At 51.2% G+C, this 18,267-nt stretch carries 16 protein-coding genes; 12 read left to right on the top strand and 4 right to left on the bottom strand.

The genetic code is table 11. The features are described from left to right. The first annotated feature begins 189 nt into the window (after positions 1 to 189). The 3 genes from clpP to ispG all read left to right on the top strand — a co-directional run bounded on the left by clpP (position 190) and on the right by ispG (position 3,298). A complete protein-coding gene (gene clpP, locus BLR64_RS13400) occupies positions 190 to 780 on the top strand; it encodes an ATP-dependent Clp endopeptidase proteolytic subunit ClpP (protein ID WP_090714827.1) in 591 nt (196 codons plus the stop codon). A gap of 12 nt (positions 781 to 792) precedes the next feature. Continuing rightward, entirely contained in the window at positions 793 to 2,049 is a 1,257-nt protein-coding gene (gene clpX / locus BLR64_RS13395; protein ID WP_068726859.1) for an ATP-dependent protease ATP-binding subunit ClpX, read from the top strand. 115 nt (positions 2,050 to 2,164) lie between these two features. Then, the gene (gene ispG, locus BLR64_RS13390) at positions 2,165 to 3,298 is read left to right on the top strand and encodes a flavodoxin-dependent (E)-4-hydroxy-3-methylbut-2-enyl-diphosphate synthase (protein ID WP_090714825.1); all 1,134 of its coding nucleotides are present in this window, start codon (positions 2,165 to 2,167) and stop codon (positions 3,296 to 3,298) included. 98 nt (positions 3,299 to 3,396) lie between these two features. On the opposite strand, the gene BLR64_RS13385 is transcribed toward ispG, so the two are convergent. From BLR64_RS13385 to BLR64_RS13370, 4 genes are read right to left on the bottom strand one after another with little or no spacing between them, the layout of a single operon-like run. After that, the gene (locus BLR64_RS13385) at positions 3,397 to 4,548 is read right to left on the bottom strand and encodes a GerAB/ArcD/ProY family transporter (RefSeq protein WP_090714823.1); all 1,152 of its coding nucleotides are present in this window, start codon (positions 4,546 to 4,548) and stop codon (positions 3,397 to 3,399) included. Positions 4,549 to 4,575: 27 nt separating this feature from the next. Continuing rightward, a complete protein-coding gene (locus BLR64_RS13380; protein ID WP_090714821.1) occupies positions 4,576 to 4,788 on the bottom strand; it encodes a hypothetical protein in 213 nt (70 codons plus the stop codon). After that, positions 4,785 to 5,993: a Ger(x)C family spore germination protein gene (locus tag BLR64_RS13375; RefSeq protein WP_090714820.1), complete on the bottom strand. Its 1,209-nt coding sequence runs from the start codon at positions 5,991 to 5,993 to the stop codon at positions 4,785 to 4,787. The genes BLR64_RS13380 and BLR64_RS13375 overlap by 4 nt, the downstream gene beginning before the upstream one ends. Positions 5,994 to 6,021: 28 nt before the next feature. After that, positions 6,022 to 7,485 (bottom strand): spore germination protein, encoded by a 1,464-nt coding sequence (locus BLR64_RS13370; RefSeq protein ID WP_090714818.1) that lies wholly within the window; start codon positions 7,483 to 7,485, stop codon positions 6,022 to 6,024. 169 nt (positions 7,486 to 7,654) lie between these two features. Between BLR64_RS13370 and lonB the strand changes: the two genes are divergently transcribed. The 9 genes from lonB to BLR64_RS13330 all read left to right on the top strand — a co-directional run bounded on the left by lonB (position 7,655) and on the right by BLR64_RS13330 (position 18,237). After that, on the top strand, positions 7,655 to 9,361 hold the full coding sequence (lonB, locus tag BLR64_RS13365; RefSeq protein ID WP_090714817.1) for an ATP-dependent protease LonB: 1,707 nt from the start codon (positions 7,655 to 7,657) through the stop codon (positions 9,359 to 9,361). A 130-nt stretch (positions 9,362 to 9,491) separates the two neighbouring features. After that, complete coding sequence (locus tag BLR64_RS30325; protein ID WP_156123845.1) at positions 9,492 to 9,647, top strand: hypothetical protein; 156 nt, start codon at positions 9,492 to 9,494, stop codon at positions 9,645 to 9,647. A gap of 183 nt (positions 9,648 to 9,830) precedes the next feature. Continuing rightward, entirely contained in the window at positions 9,831 to 12,194 is a 2,364-nt protein-coding gene (gene lon, locus BLR64_RS13360; RefSeq protein ID WP_090714815.1) for an endopeptidase La, read from the top strand. A gap of 14 nt (positions 12,195 to 12,208) precedes the next feature. Then, positions 12,209 to 12,892: a ribosome biogenesis GTP-binding protein YihA/YsxC gene (yihA, locus tag BLR64_RS13355; protein WP_090714813.1), complete on the top strand. Its 684-nt coding sequence runs from the start codon at positions 12,209 to 12,211 to the stop codon at positions 12,890 to 12,892. Positions 12,893 to 13,100: 208 nt separating this feature from the next. After that, on the top strand, positions 13,101 to 13,688 hold the full coding sequence (locus tag BLR64_RS13350; RefSeq protein WP_090714812.1) for a non-ribosomal peptide synthetase module: 588 nt from the start codon (positions 13,101 to 13,103) through the stop codon (positions 13,686 to 13,688). Positions 13,689 to 13,790: 102 nt separating this feature from the next. Further along, positions 13,791 to 14,573: a tyrosine-protein phosphatase gene (locus tag BLR64_RS13345; RefSeq protein ID WP_139171975.1), complete on the top strand. Its 783-nt coding sequence runs from the start codon at positions 13,791 to 13,793 to the stop codon at positions 14,571 to 14,573. Positions 14,574 to 14,707: 134 nt separating this feature from the next. Further along, positions 14,708 to 16,687, top strand: coding sequence for an S-layer homology domain-containing protein (locus BLR64_RS13340; RefSeq protein ID WP_090714809.1), 1,980 nt, complete (start codon positions 14,708 to 14,710; stop codon positions 16,685 to 16,687). Between the two features lie 103 nt (positions 16,688 to 16,790). Then, positions 16,791 to 17,570 (top strand): YveK family protein, encoded by a 780-nt coding sequence (locus tag BLR64_RS13335; RefSeq protein ID WP_090714807.1) that lies wholly within the window; start codon positions 16,791 to 16,793, stop codon positions 17,568 to 17,570. Beyond that, positions 17,551 to 18,237 carry a CpsD/CapB family tyrosine-protein kinase gene (locus BLR64_RS13330; protein WP_090714805.1) on the top strand — a complete coding sequence of 229 codons (687 nt, stop codon included), beginning with the start codon at positions 17,551 to 17,553 and terminating at the stop codon, positions 18,235 to 18,237. Before BLR64_RS13335 ends, BLR64_RS13330 begins: the two co-directional genes overlap by 20 nt. The last annotated feature ends 30 nt before the right edge of the window (positions 18,238 to 18,267 follow it).

Genomic DNA, 18,267 nt, shown 5'->3' with positions numbered 1-18,267 from the left:
GTGGAGGGGCGTTTGTGTGTACATAACCAGAAGACGGATTGGCATTCTGCCAGGAAGTGCGCTATAATGGCAGGCACGCGGTATCATGCGTTTTTTGCTGATAGTGAAAAAATGACATCCCGCCGCGAACGTGTTAAAATATTTCTGAAACGGTAAGACTAATCTGTAAAGAGAAAAGAGGTTGGTGGCATGAGTCTGGTACCTATGGTTGTGGAATCAACGAATCGTGGCGAACGCTCATACGATATTTATTCCCGATTGCTTAAGGACCGCATTATCTTCCTGAGCAATGCGATTGACGATGATGTTGCCAATCTGGTCATTGCCCAGCTGCTGTTCCTGGCCGCTGATGACCCGGAAAAAGACATACACTTGTACATCAACTCGCCCGGTGGTTCTGTAACAGCCGGCATGGGTATATATGATACGATGCAATATATCAAACCGGACGTTTCAACCATTTGCGTCGGAATGGCAGCCAGCATGGGTTCACTGCTGCTCACAGCTGGAGCGCCAGGCAAGCGTTATGCGCTGACCAACAGCGAGGTTATGATTCATCAGCCGCTCGGCGGTGTTCAGGGGCAGGCGTCCGATATTTGGATTCATACAGACTGGATTCTCAAGACGAGACAGAAGTTGAATCAGATTTATGTGGAGCGCACAGGTCAACCCCTTGATAAAATCGAACGGGATACGGACCGCGATAACTTCATGAGCGCGGAAGAAGCGAAGGAATACGGGCTTATCGACCAGGTACTCTCTTCACCGATCATATCTTAAAGGGGTGGTTAGATGTTTAAATTTAATGATGAAAAAGGGCAGCTGAAATGCTCCTTTTGCGGTAAGTCACAGGAGCAGGTCCGCAAGCTTGTAGCAGGACCGGGCGTTTATATATGCGACGAATGTATCGAGCTGTGCACGGAAATCGTGGAAGAAGAGCTCGGTCATGAGGAAGAGCTGGATCTCAAGGATATTCCGAAGCCGAAAGAGATCCGTGACATTCTTGACCAGTACGTAATCGGCCAGGAGCAGGCGAAGAAATCGCTCTCCGTTGCCGTATACAATCACTACAAGCGTGTCAACAGCCAGAGCAAGATTGAGGATGTTGAGCTGACCAAGAGTAACATTCTGCTGCTCGGTCCGACCGGTTCCGGTAAGACCCTGCTGGCCCAGACGATGGCGAAGATTATCAACGTTCCTTTTGCTATTGCAGACGCTACTTCCCTTACTGAAGCCGGCTATGTCGGTGAAGATGTGGAGAACATTCTGCTCAAGCTGATCCAGGCTGCAGATTACGATGTTGAGAAGGCCGAACGCGGCATTATCTATATTGACGAAATTGATAAAGTGGCCCGTAAATCGGAGAACCCTTCGATTACCCGCGACGTTTCCGGTGAAGGCGTGCAGCAGGCGCTGCTGAAGATTCTGGAAGGTACAGTCGCTTCCGTTCCTCCGCAAGGCGGACGCAAGCATCCTCACCAGGAGTTCATTCAGATCGACACGACGAACATCCTGTTTATCGTTGGCGGTGCTTTTGACGGACTGGAGCAGATGATCAAACGCCGTATCGGCAAAAAAGTCATCGGCTTCAACGCTGCAGTTGAAGGCCAGAAGGATCTGAAAGCCGGCGAATACCTGTCTATGGTATTGCCTGAAGACCTGCTGAAATTCGGACTCATCCCTGAGTTTGTAGGCCGTCTGCCGGTTATTTCCACTCTGGAGCCGCTTGACGAAACAACCTTGGTACGCATTCTCTCTGAGCCTAAGAATGCATTGACCAAGCAGTACATCAAGCTGCTGGAGATGGACAATGTGGCGCTGAAGTTTGAGCCGCAGGCCCTTGAAGCTATTGCCAAGGAAGCGATCAAACGCAACACAGGTGCCCGCGGTCTGCGAGCTATCATTGAGAGCATCATGCTCGATGTGATGTACGAGGTTCCGTCACGCGACGATATCAAGGATTGCGTGATTACGGAGCAGGTTGTCCAGGAGAAGGCACTGCCTGAGCTGGGCATCAAGAAAGACAAAAAGAAAGAGGAAAGCGCCTAAGAGCCGCTGGCCTTACAATAAACCACATCACAGCCTCCACCGTTCTCCCGCTTATCCCGCTTCACGGCGGAGCGGGAGGGGTGGAGCTTTGACCGTTATGGGGGAGAGAGAAACCATGTTCTTGAGACACCAGACCCGGCCCGTCAATGTCGGCGGCGTAATTATCGGGGGTAATAACGAGGTTGCTATTCAAAGCATGTGTACGACCAAGACCGCTGACGTAGAAGCTACAGTGGCTGAAATTCTGCGTCTGGAAGAAGCGGGCTGCCAGATCGTGCGCGTAACCGTCAACAATGAAGAAGCGGCTGCAGCGATCAAAGAGATCAAGAAGCGGATTCATATTCCGCTTGTTGCGGATATTCATTTCAACTATAAGCTGGCACTGCTGGCGATTGAGAACGGTATCGACAAGGTGCGGATCAATCCCGGCAATATCGGCCGCCGTGACAAGGTAGAAGCGGTAGTCAAAGCATGTAAGGACAAAGGCATTCCAATCCGGATCGGGGTTAACGCGGGTTCCCTGGAGACTCACCTCCTGGAGAAATACGGTTATCCGACACCGGAAGCAATGGTAGAAAGTGCCCTGTATCATATCGGTATTCTGGAAGAGCTGGATTTCCACGATATTATCGTCTCGCTTAAGGCTTCGGATGTTCCTATGGCCATTGAAGCTTACCGCAAGGCTGCAGAAGTCATCCCTTATCCGCTGCATCTCGGGATTACCGAGTCCGGCACGCTGTTCGCCGGAACGGTGAAGAGCTCGGCAGGGATCGGTGCGCTGCTCTCGATGGGCATCGGCAGCACGGTGCGCATCTCGCTTAGTGCTGACCCGGTGGAAGAGGTTAAGGTAGCGCGTGAGCTGCTCAAGACCTTTGGCCTGATCTCCAACGCGGCTACACTTATCTCCTGCCCGACCTGCGGACGTCTGGATATCGACCTCTTTTCCATCGCGAATGAAGTGGAAGAGTATATCTCCAAGCTCAAGGTGCCGATCAAGGTGTCTGTGCTGGGCTGTGCCGTTAACGGTCCCGGAGAAGCGCGAGAAGCAGACATCGGTATTGCCGGTGCCCGCGGAGAAGGTCTGCTGTTCCGTTACGGACAGATGATCCGTAAAGTACCTGAAGCCGAGCTTGTATCCGAGCTGAAGAAAGAAATTGACGTGATTGTTGAGCATTTTGAACGGACAGGAGAAATACCGGGGCGTAAGCATGCCAATCTGGCGCCCGCTGTGCAGCCGGGAAATGTCTGAGTCTGTTGAACCGGGAATTCCATTCCTCTAGAAAAAGGCGCTCATTTTAACATACACAATTCATTATAAATCCCCTTAGATTTCGGAGTGTCCGGAGTCTAAGGGGATTTTTGGCTTTCCGGCTGCTGCGTCTGGCTGCCTGCAGGATTCTCCGGCTGCTCCTGCTTCAGCAGCTTCACCCTGACCACAGCTATGAGGTAAAGGACGGCCGGCATGATCAACAGAAACAGCGACGAAAATTTCATCCATACCGTAGCGATGATGTCATTGACATACACAGTGTTGATATAGGTATTCCAGGCGATGATCATAAACAGGGCGGCCAGCGGATAGATCAGATGATTTTGCCGCTTCAGCCCGAATATGCTGCGCAGCCCCTGAAGCATGGACAGGAATAGCACGGAGATTTTAATGAAATAGGTCAGAATCCAGATGGTGATCAGTATGCCTTCCACCCGCTGCAGGATGTTGCCGATATTGATGGTTTTGGCCAGGGCATATGCAGGGAAGGTGCTGTTCTCCGTCTGCTCAATGCCAAGCACAAGCACGCTGAGCAGCACGATGGCACTGAGGACAAGATTGCCTGCGGCGGTTCCCAGAAGGTAGGCGCGTTCACGGGATTTCTGTTGCTTGACGAGGGGAAGGAAGACCATCAGGACAATCACTTCCTGAAAAACAGAGGATTGCAGACCGGCCTGCAGCACCGGCAGCCACCCGTCCTCAAGCACCGGCTTGATATAATTCCATTCAATCTGCGGGGTCAGGGCCAGAATAAGAATGAGCAGCAGCAGCACTACCCACGGGAAGAACAGCTCCCCGACCCGGGCGAGGATGATGATCCCTTTGCGGGCGCTGATGATGGCGGCGATCAGGAAAATAATCTGCACCACCTCCGGCGGCGTTTCCGTCATCACCTCACCGGAGACGAAGAAGCCGAGATTGCCCAGCAGAGTGCCGACCAGTGAGATGAAGTAGAACAGGTAGACCAGTGACAGCAGCTTGCCGGGCCATTTTCCGGTGACAGCTTCCAGGATCTCGTACAAGGACTGTCCGGGGTATAGCCTGGCAAGGGCGATATACAGAATAACCATCAGCAGATTGATTGCCATGCTGACTAATGAGGCGATCCAGGCATCCTCTCTGGCGATATGAGCTACGCCGCTGGGTATGACAAGAATGGAGGTGCCTATGGTTAGACCGAAGGTCAATATGAAGAATTGCAATGCGCTTATCCCGCTATGGCGCTTCACAGGCAGCCTCCTTTCATCTCATAATGTTCAGCCCGGATAAAGCTGAATGAAGCTGCGGGCCCAGTCGAGCACCCTCCACTGCGGGAGGCCGGCCGTCACACCGATGGCAGAGGCCAGCGCAACGGCCCATAATCCGAAGAAGACAACCAGATCCCTGGGGGAGTGAAGCTTGACCAGCTGAGGCGTTTCAAATACCGGCACCAGAATCAGTGAAATGACTAATAAGAGACCCCAGTTCATTTCTGTTCCATCTCCTTTTGCTGCGGCTGCACGACTGAACCGATCCGCCGGATGGCGACATCGGATTTGACGCTGACCTTGACCGACTGGAAGCTCTCGTCCCAGTGCTTACGGTAGCTGCGCCACAGCTTCGGGTACTGCCGGTGCAGCTCTTCGCCCAGCCCGAAAATATCAGAGTCGAACTTCTCCTGAACAATCCTGATATTGGCAGCCATCAGATTATCAAATTTCTCTTCGATCCGCTGCTCCAGCTCTTTGATGCTGGCTGTCCGGCTGAGGTCAAGCCTGCTGTGAAGCGTGGTGAGATTGGCCTCCGCTTTTAGCTGGATGACAAATTCGGGCTCATTCTTTTCATTGATCGAAATCCTGATGCGGCTTTTGGCATCGGTGATGATAAAGCCTGCAACGCCGCCGTCCGGAGAATCGATGCTGCCTTCGGTTGTATCTACCTCATTCAGCACATAATTGACCGTTTTACTCGGGGCTTCCCCTAGCCAGCCGATGAGCTTGTCTTTTTTGAATACGGCGATGCCGGCCTGCTTGATCAGGGATTTAGGAATTACGCTCTGTACATTTTTGAGAGAACCCTGCTCAGAAGTGTCACCCTGCAGCTGAACCCCGGACATGATCGGGTTGGAGCCGCCGCGCTCCAGCTCTACAATGAACTGCTGCAGCGTCACTTTTCCTGTGCCTGCCCAGTTTTTGTGCGAGACAAGTATGGAGGAATAGAGGGAATTGGCCGGAATCTGCTCAAAGGGAGTGATGACATCCAGAATTTTAATTGCCTCGGTATGCTTGGCTACAAGCAGGAAGAAATCCGTCCGTAGCTCATGACTGCGGGTCAGAAAATCGATGGCATCGCCTACACCCTGCCTGGCATAAGCCTCTCCGAAGACCAGCACCCGGACGTGAGCCAGGTACAGATCGCGCGGGGTTGTACTGAGCATACGCTGAAGCGCTTCCGGTATCGTTCTGCCTGTAGCTTTATATGTTACAACAGGCAGACTTCCATTAGAGCCTCCTGTCAGATTGCCGGCCTGGCCGGGGTTCATTACCTGAGCTGAGACAGCATAACCATCCTTATCCAAATCCACGCCGAGTGCCATAACGATGGCCAGATCATTGAGCTCTCTGCGGCTCCAGCAGCCACTGAGAACGGTCAGGCTGATAAGCAGCAGGATGCAGCCGAGTGATTTTGTATACAAAAGAACAGCCCTCCTCTTTCTGCCATAATCAGCTCCGGTTGAAATACCGCTTCTTCATCCGCTGTGAGAGTCTGACAAAAGTGTCCTTCTGTGCTCCCCGGCGCAGCGGGGCAAAGGAGCCCATATAAGGAACACCCAGCGATTCCAGGCTGCACAGATGCAGTGCAAGAATAATTAGCGCAATTACCATGCCGTACAAGCCGAACGAAGCAGCAATCCCCATCAGTACAAACCGCAGGATCCGCACGGAAATGCCCACATTGAACGCCGGCAGTGCAAAGTTGGCAATCGCTGTGATCGCGACGACAATGACCATGGCCGCAGAGACCAGACCGGCATCGACTGCAGCCTGGCCGATAACCAGCGTTCCGACAATTGAGACCGATTGGCCTATTGATTTGGGCAGGCGGATGCCGGCTTCGCGCAGAATTTCGAAGGTAACCTCCATAATGAAGGCCTCCAGAAAAGCGGGAAATGGAATGCCTTCACGTTGACCGATCAGGCTGATCAGCAGGCTGGTGGGGATCATCTCCTGATGAAAGGTCGTAATCGCGATATAGAATGACGGTGTCAGCAGGGCGAGCAGAAAGCAGAGATAGCGGAGCATCCGGACCAGGCTGGCAAAATCACTGCGCTGGTAGTAGTCCTCACTGGACTGGAAAAACTGGACAAGCAGCGCTGGAACGACCAGCACAAACGGTGTACCGTCCACTAGGATGGCAATCCGGCCCTCCAGCAGGGCAGAAGCTGTTACATCCGGTCTTTCCGTGTTGTACACTGTGGGAAAAGGGCTGTAGCGTTTGTCCTGAATCATCTCCTCGATATAATTACTCTCCAGCACACTGTCCAGCTTGGCGGCATTCAGCCTGCGCCTAAGCTCCTCCAGTGCTGTCATATCCACTCTGTCTTCCATATACATGACTGACACGGCGGTACAGGTGGCTGTACCCAGCTTCCGTTCTTCAATCCGCAGCTGCGGATTCTGAATCCGTCTGCGGACAAGCGCAGTATTCTCGCGCAGCGACTCCGTGAAGCCCTCACGCGGGCCTCTTACGACGGACTGTGAAGTAGCATCCTCCACAGCGCGCTGCTTCAGATTTTCGGTTCCAACGGACAAGGCACCAGCAGCTTTTTCAATGTAAAGAACCGTATTGCCGCTTAGAATTTCCGCTTCAATCTGTTCCAGCGTATGGACTTCTCCTACTTTGCCGAGCGTGATAGTCCGTTCTTTTAACAGCTTCAGTCCACGTGCGGGCTCTGCACCATCTATCTCCGAGAATAGAGACAGATCCCTGTGCAGCGCCTCAATCAGAGCCTGGGGGTCAGCCATTCCTTCTATGAAAATAATAACAGCAGAGAATGGGCCAAGCGCGAGAAAACGGTAAATAATATCTGTGCTACTCCCCAGGCGTCTGCGCATCTCCTCCTGAAAAAGCGCCTGCGTACCCGGCAGATCATCCTGGCGCTTCTCCGGATGCTGCTTCTCAGTCATTTCCATCTCCTCCTGTCCGCTCAGTATCTCCGCCTGTATAGGGTAGTATGCAAAAAAATAGTGCAGCCTGAATCGCCTGCGCGTTTACTAATTTCTGAAACGGCTATACTACCTAGTAGCAGCCAATTGGGCCGAACAGATAGATATGAATGAAACAGGAGGGTGACCTATGGAATTAGGTATATTGCTGATGATCGTGCAGCTCTTTTTTGCGCTGGTTATCGGCGTTTATTTTTGGAATCTGCTGCGTGGGCAAAAGACCAACAAAACCGCGGTGGACCGGGAGTCGCGCAAGGAGCTGGACAAGCTGCGGAAAATGCGGATGATCTCCCTGACCAAGCCGCTCTCGGAAAAGACGCGTCCGGCCTCAATCGGAGATATTGTCGGGCAAAAGGACGGGCTGCGAGCGCTCAAAGCGGCGCTCTGCAGCGCGAATCCCCAGCATGTGATCATCTACGGGCCCCCGGGAGTCGGCAAGACTGCGGCAGCACGGGTGGTAATGGAAGAGGCGAAGAAGAACGCGCTCTCCCCTTTTAAGCATGATGCCAAGTTTACAGAGATTGATGCGACTACGGCACGTTTTGACGAGCGGGGGATTGCCGATCCGCTGATCGGTTCTGTGCATGACCCGATTTATCAGGGGGCCGGAGCAATGGGGATTGCCGGAGTGCCGCAGCCCAAACCGGGGGCTGTGACGAAGGCACATGGGGGTATTCTGTTCCTGGATGAGATCGGCGAGCTGCATCCCATTCAGATGAACAAGCTGCTCAAGGTGCTGGAGGACCGCAAGGTGCTGCTGGAGAGTGCCTACTATAACTCGGAGGACAGCAACACGCCGGCTTATATCCATGATATTTTCCAGAATGGGCTGCCCGCCGATTTCCGGCTGGTTGGAGCGACTACGCGCTCACCCGATGAAATATCGCCGGCCCTGCGTTCACGCTGCATGGAGATTTACTTCCGGCCGCTGCTGCCGGAGGAGATTGAGGTGATTGCCAGGGATGCGATCCAGAAGATCGGCCTGAAGCCGAGTCCGGAAGCGGTGGCGGTGGTTCAGCAGTACGCGACTAACGGCCGTGAAGCTGTGAATATGATCCAGCTGGCCGCCGGCCTTGCTCTGACCGAGCAGCGGGACACGCTGACGGCGGCAGAAGTCGAGTGGGTAGCGGGCAGCAGCCAGCTGCCGCTGCGCACTGAGCGCAAGATCCCGACCTCCCCGCAGATCGGGCTGGTCAACGGGCTAGCCGTCTACGGGCCGGGCATGGGGACACTGCTGGAGATTGAGGTATCTGCCGCACTGGCGAAGAACGGGCAGGGCCGGCTGAACATTACCGGCGTAGTCGATGAAGAAGAGATCGGCGGAGGCTCCCGGACGATCCGCCGCAAGAGCATGGCCAAGGGCTCGGTCGAGAATGTGCTCACCGTGCTGCGCACGATGAACCTGGAGCCGGACCGGTATGACCTGCATGTGAACTTCCCCGGCGGCACGCCGATTGACGGCCCGTCTGCCGGTGTAGCAATGGCTGTCGCCATCGTCTCCGCCATTCGTCAGCTGCCGGTAGATAACACTGTCGCTATCACCGGCGAGATTGGTATCCACGGCCGCGTGAAGCCGGTCGGCGGTGTCATCGCCAAGGTCGAAGCCGCCTTCCAGGCCGGCGCGACCACTGTCTTTATCCCGAAGGATAACTGGCAGTCCTTATTCGCCGACGTTGCTCCGCTCCAGGTCATCCCCGTTGACACCGTTGACGAGGTTTTCCGTCACCTGTTCGGCTCCGGCACTGCCGACATCCGCCTGCCGGCAGTATCGGGCGAGACGTTCTCCTCGGCTTCGCTGCTCAAGGCGGATGCTGCGGGGGAAGGTGCGCAGGCTTAGGGAAAGAAGAGGAAGACAAAAAGCCGGAGGAATCATGTCCGGCTTTTTGTGCTGGTTGTACTATTTTCGCTTAATCCCTCATAGAATTGGTTAATAATCAATACTAACAATTCAGCAAAGGGGGATGCTCATGCTACACGAATGGAGACGCAAATGGAATGACTTTCTGGCCGGGTACTATGAAACTCTTTATGCCGATTGCCTCGTCCCCGCCAAAAGAGAAGAGCTGCTGTTGAAAGCCCGCGAGCATTCATACAGATCCTATAGATTAAGCCGGACGCCGTGAGGCGTCTTTTTTAATCTTGAGGAAATAGGACATATTCTATAATAAAAGCACGAATAATACATAACGAATGTCCTGTACAAAAAAGGACTGCTGCTTAACGTGGTGCCAGTTGGTGTTTTCAACCTGCTTTTGTTAAAATGATCTATATGACATAACTTGAGAACCATGGGAGGTGCGAAAGCGATGATGCCGAACAAATCCAAAGGTCGTCGTTTTCCTTTATTGCCGCTTAGAGGTCTTCTTGTGTACCCTAGCATGGTTCTGCACCTTGATGTAGGGCGCGAGAAGTCCGTTCGTGCACTGGAAAAAGCTATGGTTGAAGATAACTTGATTCTCCTCTGCTCCCAGTCAGAAGTGAATATTGAGGAGCCTGGACAAGAAGATATTTTTCGGGTCGGTACTGTTGCCAATGTGCGGCAGATGCTGAAGCTTCCGAACGGCACGATCCGTGTGCTGGTTGAAGGAGTGGAACGGGCCGAAATTATTCATTATACGGATAATGAGGAGTATTACGAGGTTATGGCGCGCGAGCTGCCGGAGCAGGAGGATGTCGATCAGGAGAGCGACGCCTTGATGCGCACGGTGCTCAGCCAATTCGAGCATTATATTACGTTGTCCAAGAAGGTCACTCCAGAGACTCTGGCAGCTGTCTCCGATATTGAAGAGCCGGGACGTCTGGCTGATGTCATTACAAGCCACCTGGCGCTGAAGATCAAGGATAAGCAGGAGATTCTGGAGACCATTGATGTCAGCAAACGCCTGGAGAAGCTGCTCGATATTCTCAATAATGAGCGTGAAGTGCTGGAGCTTGAACGCAAGATTAACCAGCGCGTGAAGAAGCAGATGGAGAAGACCCAGAAGGAATATTACCTCCGCGAACAGATGAAAGCGATCCAGAAGGAGCTCGGTGAGAAGGAAGGCCGGGCCGGGGAAGCTGAAGAGCTGCGCTCGCAAATGCAGGAGAAGAACCTGCCTGAGCGGGTGCAGGAGAAGATCGAGAAGGAAATCGACCGTCTGGAGAAAATGCCTGCAAGCTCAGCCGAAGGCAGTGTGATCCGCAACTATGTGGATTGGCTGCTTGGTCTGCCTTGGAGCGAAGAGACCGAAGATGATCTGGATATTCTAAAAGCGGAACAGGTGCTTGATGCCGATCACTACGGTCTGGAGAAACCTAAGGAACGTGTCCTGGAATACTTGGCTGTGCAGAAGCTGGTTAAGGAGCTGAAAGGGCCGATTCTCTGTCTGGTAGGGCCTCCGGGCGTCGGTAAAACCTCACTGGCACGCTCCATAGCCCGTTCGCTGAACCGCAAGTTCGTCCGCATTTCGCTTGGCGGTGTGCGTGATGAAGCCGAGATCCGCGGCCACCGCCGCACCTATGTCGGCGCCATGCCGGGCCGGATCATCCAGGGGATGAAGACAGCCGGAAGCCTTAATCCGGTCTTTCTGCTTGATGAAATCGACAAGATGGCTTCTGATTTCCGCGGCGATCCGTCCGCAGCCTTACTTGAAGTACTCGATCCGGAACAGAACAATACGTTCAGCGACCACTTTGTGGAGCTGCCGTTTGATCTTTCGAAGGTGATGTTCGTAACCACAGCGAATGCGGTACACAACATTCCGCGTCCGCTGCTCGACCGGATGGAGATGCTGTATATTCCCGGCTATACGGAGCTTGAGAAGCTGCAGATTGCCAGCCGCTACCTGCTGCCGAAGCAGCGTAAGAATCACGGTCTTGAGGATGCACAGCTCGTAATTGAGGACGACACTTTGCTGAAGATTGTCCGTGAATATACGCGGGAATCCGGCGTGCGTAATTTGGAGCAGCAGATTGCTGCACTCTGCCGTAAGGCTGCGAAGCAGATTGTATCCAGTGAGAAGGAGCAGGTTACGATCCTTCCTGCTGAAGTTAAAGAATATCTGGGTGAATCCAAATACCGCTACGGAATGGCAGAGCTGGAGGATCAGATCGGCACAGTCACCGGTCTGGCCTGGACTGAAGTCGGCGGCGATACACTGCTGATTGAAGTAACAGTGGTTCAGGGTACAGGGAAGCTCACGCTTACCGGTAAGTTGGGCGATGTGATGAAGGAATCCGCACAGGCTGCATTCAGCTATACCCGTTCAAAAGCGGAGGAACTAGGGCTTGCCCCGGACTTCCACGAGAAGAACGATATTCACATTCATATTCCTGAAGGTGCCATACCTAAGGATGGTCCGTCTGCCGGCATTACGATTGCTACCGCGCTCATCTCAGCACTCACCAAACGTTATGTCTCCAAGGATGTAGCGATGACAGGTGAAATTACGCTCCGCGGACGTGTCCTGCCAATCGGCGGACTCAAAGAGAAGTCACTGGCTGCCCACCGGGCCGGCTACAAAAAAATTCTGCTGCCCAAAGACAACGAACGCGACCTCAAGGACATTCCTGAGAGCGTACGTAATGACGTGGAGTTTATACCAGTGTCCCATATGGACCAGGTGCTCCAGCATGCGCTCGTAGACCAGCAGGCAGATATCAGCAGTAAAGCGCCGAGTAGTGTGCATTAGAAAGGAAGTTCCATTTGAAAGTTAACAACGCCGAATTTATCATCAGCGCCGTAGGCCCTGATCAATACCCAACGGACGCCTTGCCGGAGATTGCTCTGGCAGGGCGCTCCAACGTCGGGAAGTCTTCTCTGATTAACCGGATGATCAACCGCAAGAATCTCGCCCGCACCAGTTCTACACCGGGTAAGACACAGCATATGAACTATTACCGGGTTAATCAGGATATGTATTTTGTCGATTTCCCGGGATATGGATATGCCAAGGTATCCAAGACACAGCGGGCCTCATGGGGCAAAATGGTTGAGAAATACATGGAAGAGCGTGAGACACTGAAGCTTATCCTGCTTGTAGTGGACCTGCGCCATCCGCCGACAAGCAACGATAAAATGATGTTTGACTGGCTCAAGCATTACGATCTGCCGCTCTGTGTGGTAGCAACCAAGGCAGACAAGATTCCCAAGACACGCTGGCCGAAGCACATCAAGATCATGAAGCAGGAGCTCGGCGTGCTGCCGGGGGATAACTTCATTCCATTCTCATCGGAGCTGGGACTAGGCCGTGAGGAGCTGTGGGCTCTGATTGAGGATTACAGCAGACTTAATGAGATGGAAGAAACAGAAGAGCCATTGGAACAAGGTGAACCAGAAGAGGTAACTTCCGGGCGGGAAGCCGGGCCTGATGAGGAAACCGAATCCTGAGCATCTGCTGCTGTAGTGCGTAAAAGCAAGCATCCGGACGCATTCCTCACAGAATAGTGAGGAATATATATGATATCTCCCGCTCACCCTGTATTTTTAAGACGCAAGATCGATTATGCCAATATAGTCTGTTTCCGCTCATGAGATAACCCGCACTCATCCATGTATAATCGTTGTAGAGGCTATTACAAAGAATAGAGGGATGGTTATGGCTCAGCGATTGGCTACAGAATATGTAAATGCGACTTTGCAGATGACAGAATTTCAGATGAACCAGTTTCTGCTCACAGCCGATACCTGCTATATCAGCCACCGGGTTAAGGTCGCCGGGGGCGGGGAGCAGGTCATTGTTCTTGAGGAAGCCGGGGGTGAGGAAGTACGTCTCACAGTTGAGAATAAGCGGGGGATCTACACCTGTTCGCTATCCTGCCGTGTGGTTAATTCGCATCTCAATAATGCTGTCCGCAAGCTGTTCGTCACCTATAAAGGGACCGGGACTGTGAATAGAATCTATAAAGGTTTTACTATGGTCTATTATTATGAGCGCGGATCCGTACGCCGGATTTCGGAATTGACGGATTCGGGGAGTAAACTAATCTATCAGCATAAGCATTCCCTTTCAGAAATAATCAATGTATATAAATCAGATGCTGTAGAGCGGGAAATTACGGAGCTGAGACGCAAGGCTGACAGATTGCTGGATTTACGCAATGATGCACAGTCTGTTGAGGAATGCAGTGAGATCGATAAAGAGCTTGCGGCGATAGCCAAAGTCATGTTTTTCCTGGAAGCTTAAGCATGAACAAAGTACATTTTTAGCAATCATTTCCTAGTGAAATGGTTGTATTTTTTTGATGAATCTATTCAATTCAACTGGAAAAGGACCGATAAATAGGATATGATAGATATTCATAGCCACATTTTGCCTTTTATGGATGACGGTGCTGCCGACTGGGAAGCAGCCCTCTCCATGGCACAGGATGCCGTACAGGATGGCATTTCTACTGTTGTTGCCACGCCGCATCATGCTAACGGAGTATATATGAATCCCGCACCGGCCATTGGACAAGCGGTAGCGCTGCTGAATGATAGAATCCGGCAGGCTGGCCTTCCGCTGCTTGTGCTTCCCGGCCAGGAGATCCGTGTCTACGGGGAGCTCTTGAATGATCTGGAGCAGGGTGAACTACTGACGCTGGCAAATACGAGATACATTCTGTTGGAAATGCCTTCTTCCCGTGTGCCGCGCACAATGGAAGAGACCTGTCACGAGCTGGTGATTCAGGGCTTCGTTCCGGTCATCGCCCATCCGGAGCGCAACGCTGAGGTTGCCGGTAACCCAGTCAAGCTTGAGAGATTAATAGAGCTGGGAGCTGTAGGGCAGGTAACTGCCCAGAGTCTGGCCGGAACCTTTGGGAGCAAGCTGCAGAAGCTGTCTATCGATCTGTGCCGCAGGAACGCGGTTCATGTTATCGCCTCGGATGCACACGATAACAGTCATCGTCCGTTCGGACTAAGTGAAGCTTTCAAAGTTTTGGAGAAGGAACTGGGAACTGTGGCTTGCGACAAATTCCGCCAAAATTCGCAGAAAATCATCGACAATGAGGAGTTAATTCGGGCTATTTATAGTGATTCTGGCAAGAAGCTTCATAAATTGTTCGGATTTTTTTCTCGTAAAGGGTGACCTGCCTGTAGAATGATGGTAGAATTGTTTTTACTGGGTTATTGTTACAATTTTTTTGATGAGTCAGGGCGCAACTTATCTAGCATTACCGCAGTATAAGATTTTATAACTACATATGAAGAGGTGGATGACAAGTGAGTTTGAAGAAGAAACTGGCAGTATCAACACTAGCAGTAAGCATGGCAGCAGCATCCGTAGCAGGGTTTCCATTCAGCAGCGAAGGACTGGCTAAGCACTTGAACGGTGTGGCATCAGCAGCTTCCGTATCCCACGATACAGTGAAGAACAAGATCAAGGCGATCTATTCCAACCTGACTGTAACAGAAGCAACTTATTTGAAAGCCTATTCTACTGAAGTAGCAGGCCTGAGCCAGGATAAGTTCGATGAAATTTTCGCTCCGGTTCTTGGTAAGCTTGAACTGAACCCTGAGGAGAAGGCAACTTCCCTGAAATTGTTCAAGAGTGTATCCAGCGTAGTTTACAATGTATATGCCGATGATTTCGATGCGCTGAAAGAAATTCGTTACGATGTTGACAACGTTAAGCTGTTCAACAGCATTGCAGCCAAAGCCCAGGTAGAAGGTCTTACTTTCGATGATATTCTTGATTTCTTCTTCGCTACTAACGGTGTAGAAGCAGAGCTTCGCGCTTTGCTGGGAAGCAAGAGCAATGCCGACCTGATTAACATCATCGCTAATCCTGAATCCCAGAAGACACTGGTTAAGGATGCAGTATACAAGGTGCTTCAGCACAAGACGGGTGCCGGTGAATTGACAGTAAGCCAGGCTGTTTACAACCTGGGAATTACTGCGGATGACATCGTTAAGACATTTAATAACGTGAACACTGAGATTAAGTCTGCTAAGCAGGCAACTCAGGCGCTTGCTCTTGCTTACATCCGTACGTATCCGCTTGTTACAACAGACGGTAACAATACCGGTAATACTGGAGGAGTCATTACTACACCAACAACTCCTGTTCCAGGTGTATATGATGTTTCCAAGCAAGTAACTGTTGTTGGCAACAAAGCGACTCTTAATCTCGTAGACGCTGATGTCCTCAAAGCATTCGATGCTCTTGTAGCTGCTAACGCTGGTAAGACTGGCCTTACACTTACCCTGAACCTTGGTACAGTGAACGCTGCGACTGTGGAAGTTCCGCTGTCCAAAGCAATTATTGAAGCTGCAAAAGCTAAAGGTATTGCTAACGTTGCTGTAACCTTCAATGGTTTGACAGTAACCATTCCAGTAACGCAATTCGGTGAAGCAGTAACTTTGACCGTTTCTACTGAAGCTGATACCACAGTAACTTCTATCACTACCCTGAAGCTGGCTTCCAAGGTATACTCCTTCGACCTGACAGTGGGCGGAGTAGCAACAACAACCTTCAAACAACCATTGACTATCAAGCTTCCATTGGTTGCTACAACTGGCCTTGATAAAGAACTGCTGTCGGTAGCGAAGATTGTATATGGTGCTCTTCAATTCCAGGGTGGGGTTGTTGACGGTGATTACATCGTTGAACCGCGTGATACCTTCTCTTCCTATGCTGTAGTTGAGAACAAGGTAACCTTCAGCGATATCGCAATTGTACAGGCTTGGGCTGGCAGACAGATTCAGGTTGTAGCTGCTAAGGGCGCAATTGAAGGAATCGGCTCCGGCAAGTTCGCTCCTAAGAGCAATGTAACCCGTGCTGAATTCGCGAAGATGCTGATCCGTGCACTGAACCTTGAGAACAGCACAGCAACTGAAAGCTTCAGCGATGTAGCTTCCACTGCATGGTATGCTCCATATGTTGCAGTAGCAGCTGAAAAGGGTATCATCACTGGACGCAACGCTTCGACCTTTGATCCAAATGCAACAATCACACGTGCTGAGATGGCAACCATGATCTCCCGTGCAGTTAAATCCCTTAACCCTGCTGCAGCTACAGATGCTTCTGCACTGAGCAAGTTCTCGGATGCTGCGAAGATCAGCGCTTCCCTGAAAGACGGCGTAGCCTTTGCAGCAAGTAACAACCTTGTAATCGGTAATGCGGGTAAGTTTAACCCTAACAATACAGCTACTCGTGCAGAAGCTGCTGTTATCATCTACCGTACAATCAACTTCAAGTAAGCAATAATGAAGCAAGTGGAGAGCCTCCTCTCGTCAGTATGAGAGGAGGCACTTTTTTAGCACGGATTATATCATTTTAGAAACCGCTTGGAGGGAAATTCACTTGTCAGCTCAAGAATTGGATCTTCGCGATTATTTCCAGATTGTTAAGAAGAGACTGTGGATGATTGTCAGTATTGTGGTCGTCGTATGTCTGCTTGCCGGAGTGTACAGCCTGTACATTAAGAATCCGGTATATGAAGCTTCAACCAAGATTATTGTTAATCAGACACAGCAGGTACAGACCTCAGCATCACAGCTGGACTTGAACCAGATTAATACCAATATTCAATTGATTAACACCTATAAAGAGATTATCAAGACACCGGCTATTCTGGATGTTGTAGCCAAGGATTACCCGGAGTTTAATACCACTGCCGAAGAGTTGCTTAAGAAGGTTAATGTGAGCTCTGTCAATAACACGCAGGTGATGACACTTGTCGTTCGAGATAATTCATACCAGAGAGCAGCAGAAATCGTAAATGCGATTTCACTTGTGTTCAAACAGGAGATCCCTTCCTTGTTCAATGTACAGAATGTATCGATCCTGAATGAGGCCAAGCTCAATCCGCCTGTCGCACCAGGGCCGGTTGAACCCAACGTCGTGATGAACATGGCTATTGCCATTATTGTGTCGCTGATGATCGGACTTGGTATAGCCTTCCTGCTGGAGTATCTGGATGATACATTGAAGACGGAAGAGGATATCGAGAAATACTTAGGTCTGCCGACGATTGCAATGATTACCAGACTCGGCCAGGAAGAAACAAAGGGAACAACAACACAGGCACAGACGTTATCCAGAAAGGCGGGCGAACTCGAACATGTCTCAGCAGCCAAATAAACAACGCCACCTGATTACCGTAACCAACCCGCGTTCTCCGGTATCGGAAGCGTTCCGGGCGCTGCGTACGAATATTGATTTCTCGTCTGTAGATGAACGGATTCAGATTATTATGGTTACCTCCTCCGGACCGGAAGAAGGGAAATCCACGGTTACGGCCAATCTTGCAGCTGCTTATGCTCAAGCTGATAAGAAGGTGCTGTTAATTGACGGTGACCTGCGGAAGCCTACGGCTCACAAGACATTTTCGCTAAGTAACCGCTATGGATTATCGTCATTGTTATCCCAACAGTCTGAATTAAGAGATGTTATACAGGAATCTGGAGTTCCTAACCTGTCCATCATGACGTCGGGACCGATTCCACCTAATCCTGCCGAAATGATGGCCTCGAACCGGATGAGTATGGTTCTGCAGGAGTTACGTCAGCAGTTTGATGTAATCATGTTTGATACTCCACCGCTCCTTGCTGTAACGGACGCACAGATTGTTGCCTCGAAGAGTGATGGTGTTATTATGGTTGTCAGCTACGGCAAAGTGAAACGGGAAATTGCTGCTAAGGCCAAGGCGAACCTGGACAGAGTAGGCGCGAAGATGCTGGGTGTGGTGCTGAATAATGTCAAACGGAAGGCCAGCGAAGGCTACTATTATTATTACTATGGAAATTGACATTGTTCTATAGATCAAATTGTTATTTTT

The organism is Paenibacillus typhae (assembly GCF_900099765.1).
GTDB classification, from domain to species: Bacteria; Bacillota; Bacilli; order Paenibacillales; family Paenibacillaceae; genus Paenibacillus_AQ; species Paenibacillus_AQ typhae.
Note: the sequence above shows the minus strand (reverse complement) of the source record. Positions and strands in the feature narration are given on the sequence as shown.

What these genes read in the sequence shown, in the direction of transcription:
- clpP (WP_090714827.1), top strand. Translation starts at nt 190, where the DNA reads ATGAGTCTGGTACCTATGGTTGTGGAATCAACGAATCGTGGCGAACGC.
- clpX (WP_068726859.1), top strand. Translation starts at nt 793, where the DNA reads ATGTTTAAATTTAATGATGAAAAAGGGCAGCTGAAATGCTCCTTTTGC.
- ispG (WP_090714825.1), top strand. Translation starts at nt 2,165, where the DNA reads ATGTTCTTGAGACACCAGACCCGGCCCGTCAATGTCGGCGGCGTAATT.
- BLR64_RS13380 (WP_090714821.1), bottom strand. Translation starts at nt 4,788, where the DNA reads ATGAACTGGGGTCTCTTATTAGTCATTTCACTGATTCTGGTGCCGGTA.
- BLR64_RS13370 (WP_090714818.1), bottom strand. Translation starts at nt 7,485, where the DNA reads ATGACTGAGAAGCAGCATCCGGAGAAGCGCCAGGATGATCTGCCGGGT.
- lonB (WP_090714817.1), top strand. Translation starts at nt 7,655, where the DNA reads ATGGAATTAGGTATATTGCTGATGATCGTGCAGCTCTTTTTTGCGCTG.
- BLR64_RS30325 (WP_156123845.1), top strand. Translation starts at nt 9,492, where the DNA reads ATGCTACACGAATGGAGACGCAAATGGAATGACTTTCTGGCCGGGTAC.
- lon (WP_090714815.1), top strand. Translation starts at nt 9,831, where the DNA reads ATGATGCCGAACAAATCCAAAGGTCGTCGTTTTCCTTTATTGCCGCTT.
- BLR64_RS13350 (WP_090714812.1), top strand. Translation starts at nt 13,101, where the DNA reads ATGGCTCAGCGATTGGCTACAGAATATGTAAATGCGACTTTGCAGATG.
- BLR64_RS13345 (WP_139171975.1), top strand. Translation starts at nt 13,791, where the DNA reads ATGATAGATATTCATAGCCACATTTTGCCTTTTATGGATGACGGTGCT.
- BLR64_RS13330 (WP_090714805.1), top strand. Translation starts at nt 17,551, where the DNA reads ATGTCTCAGCAGCCAAATAAACAACGCCACCTGATTACCGTAACCAAC.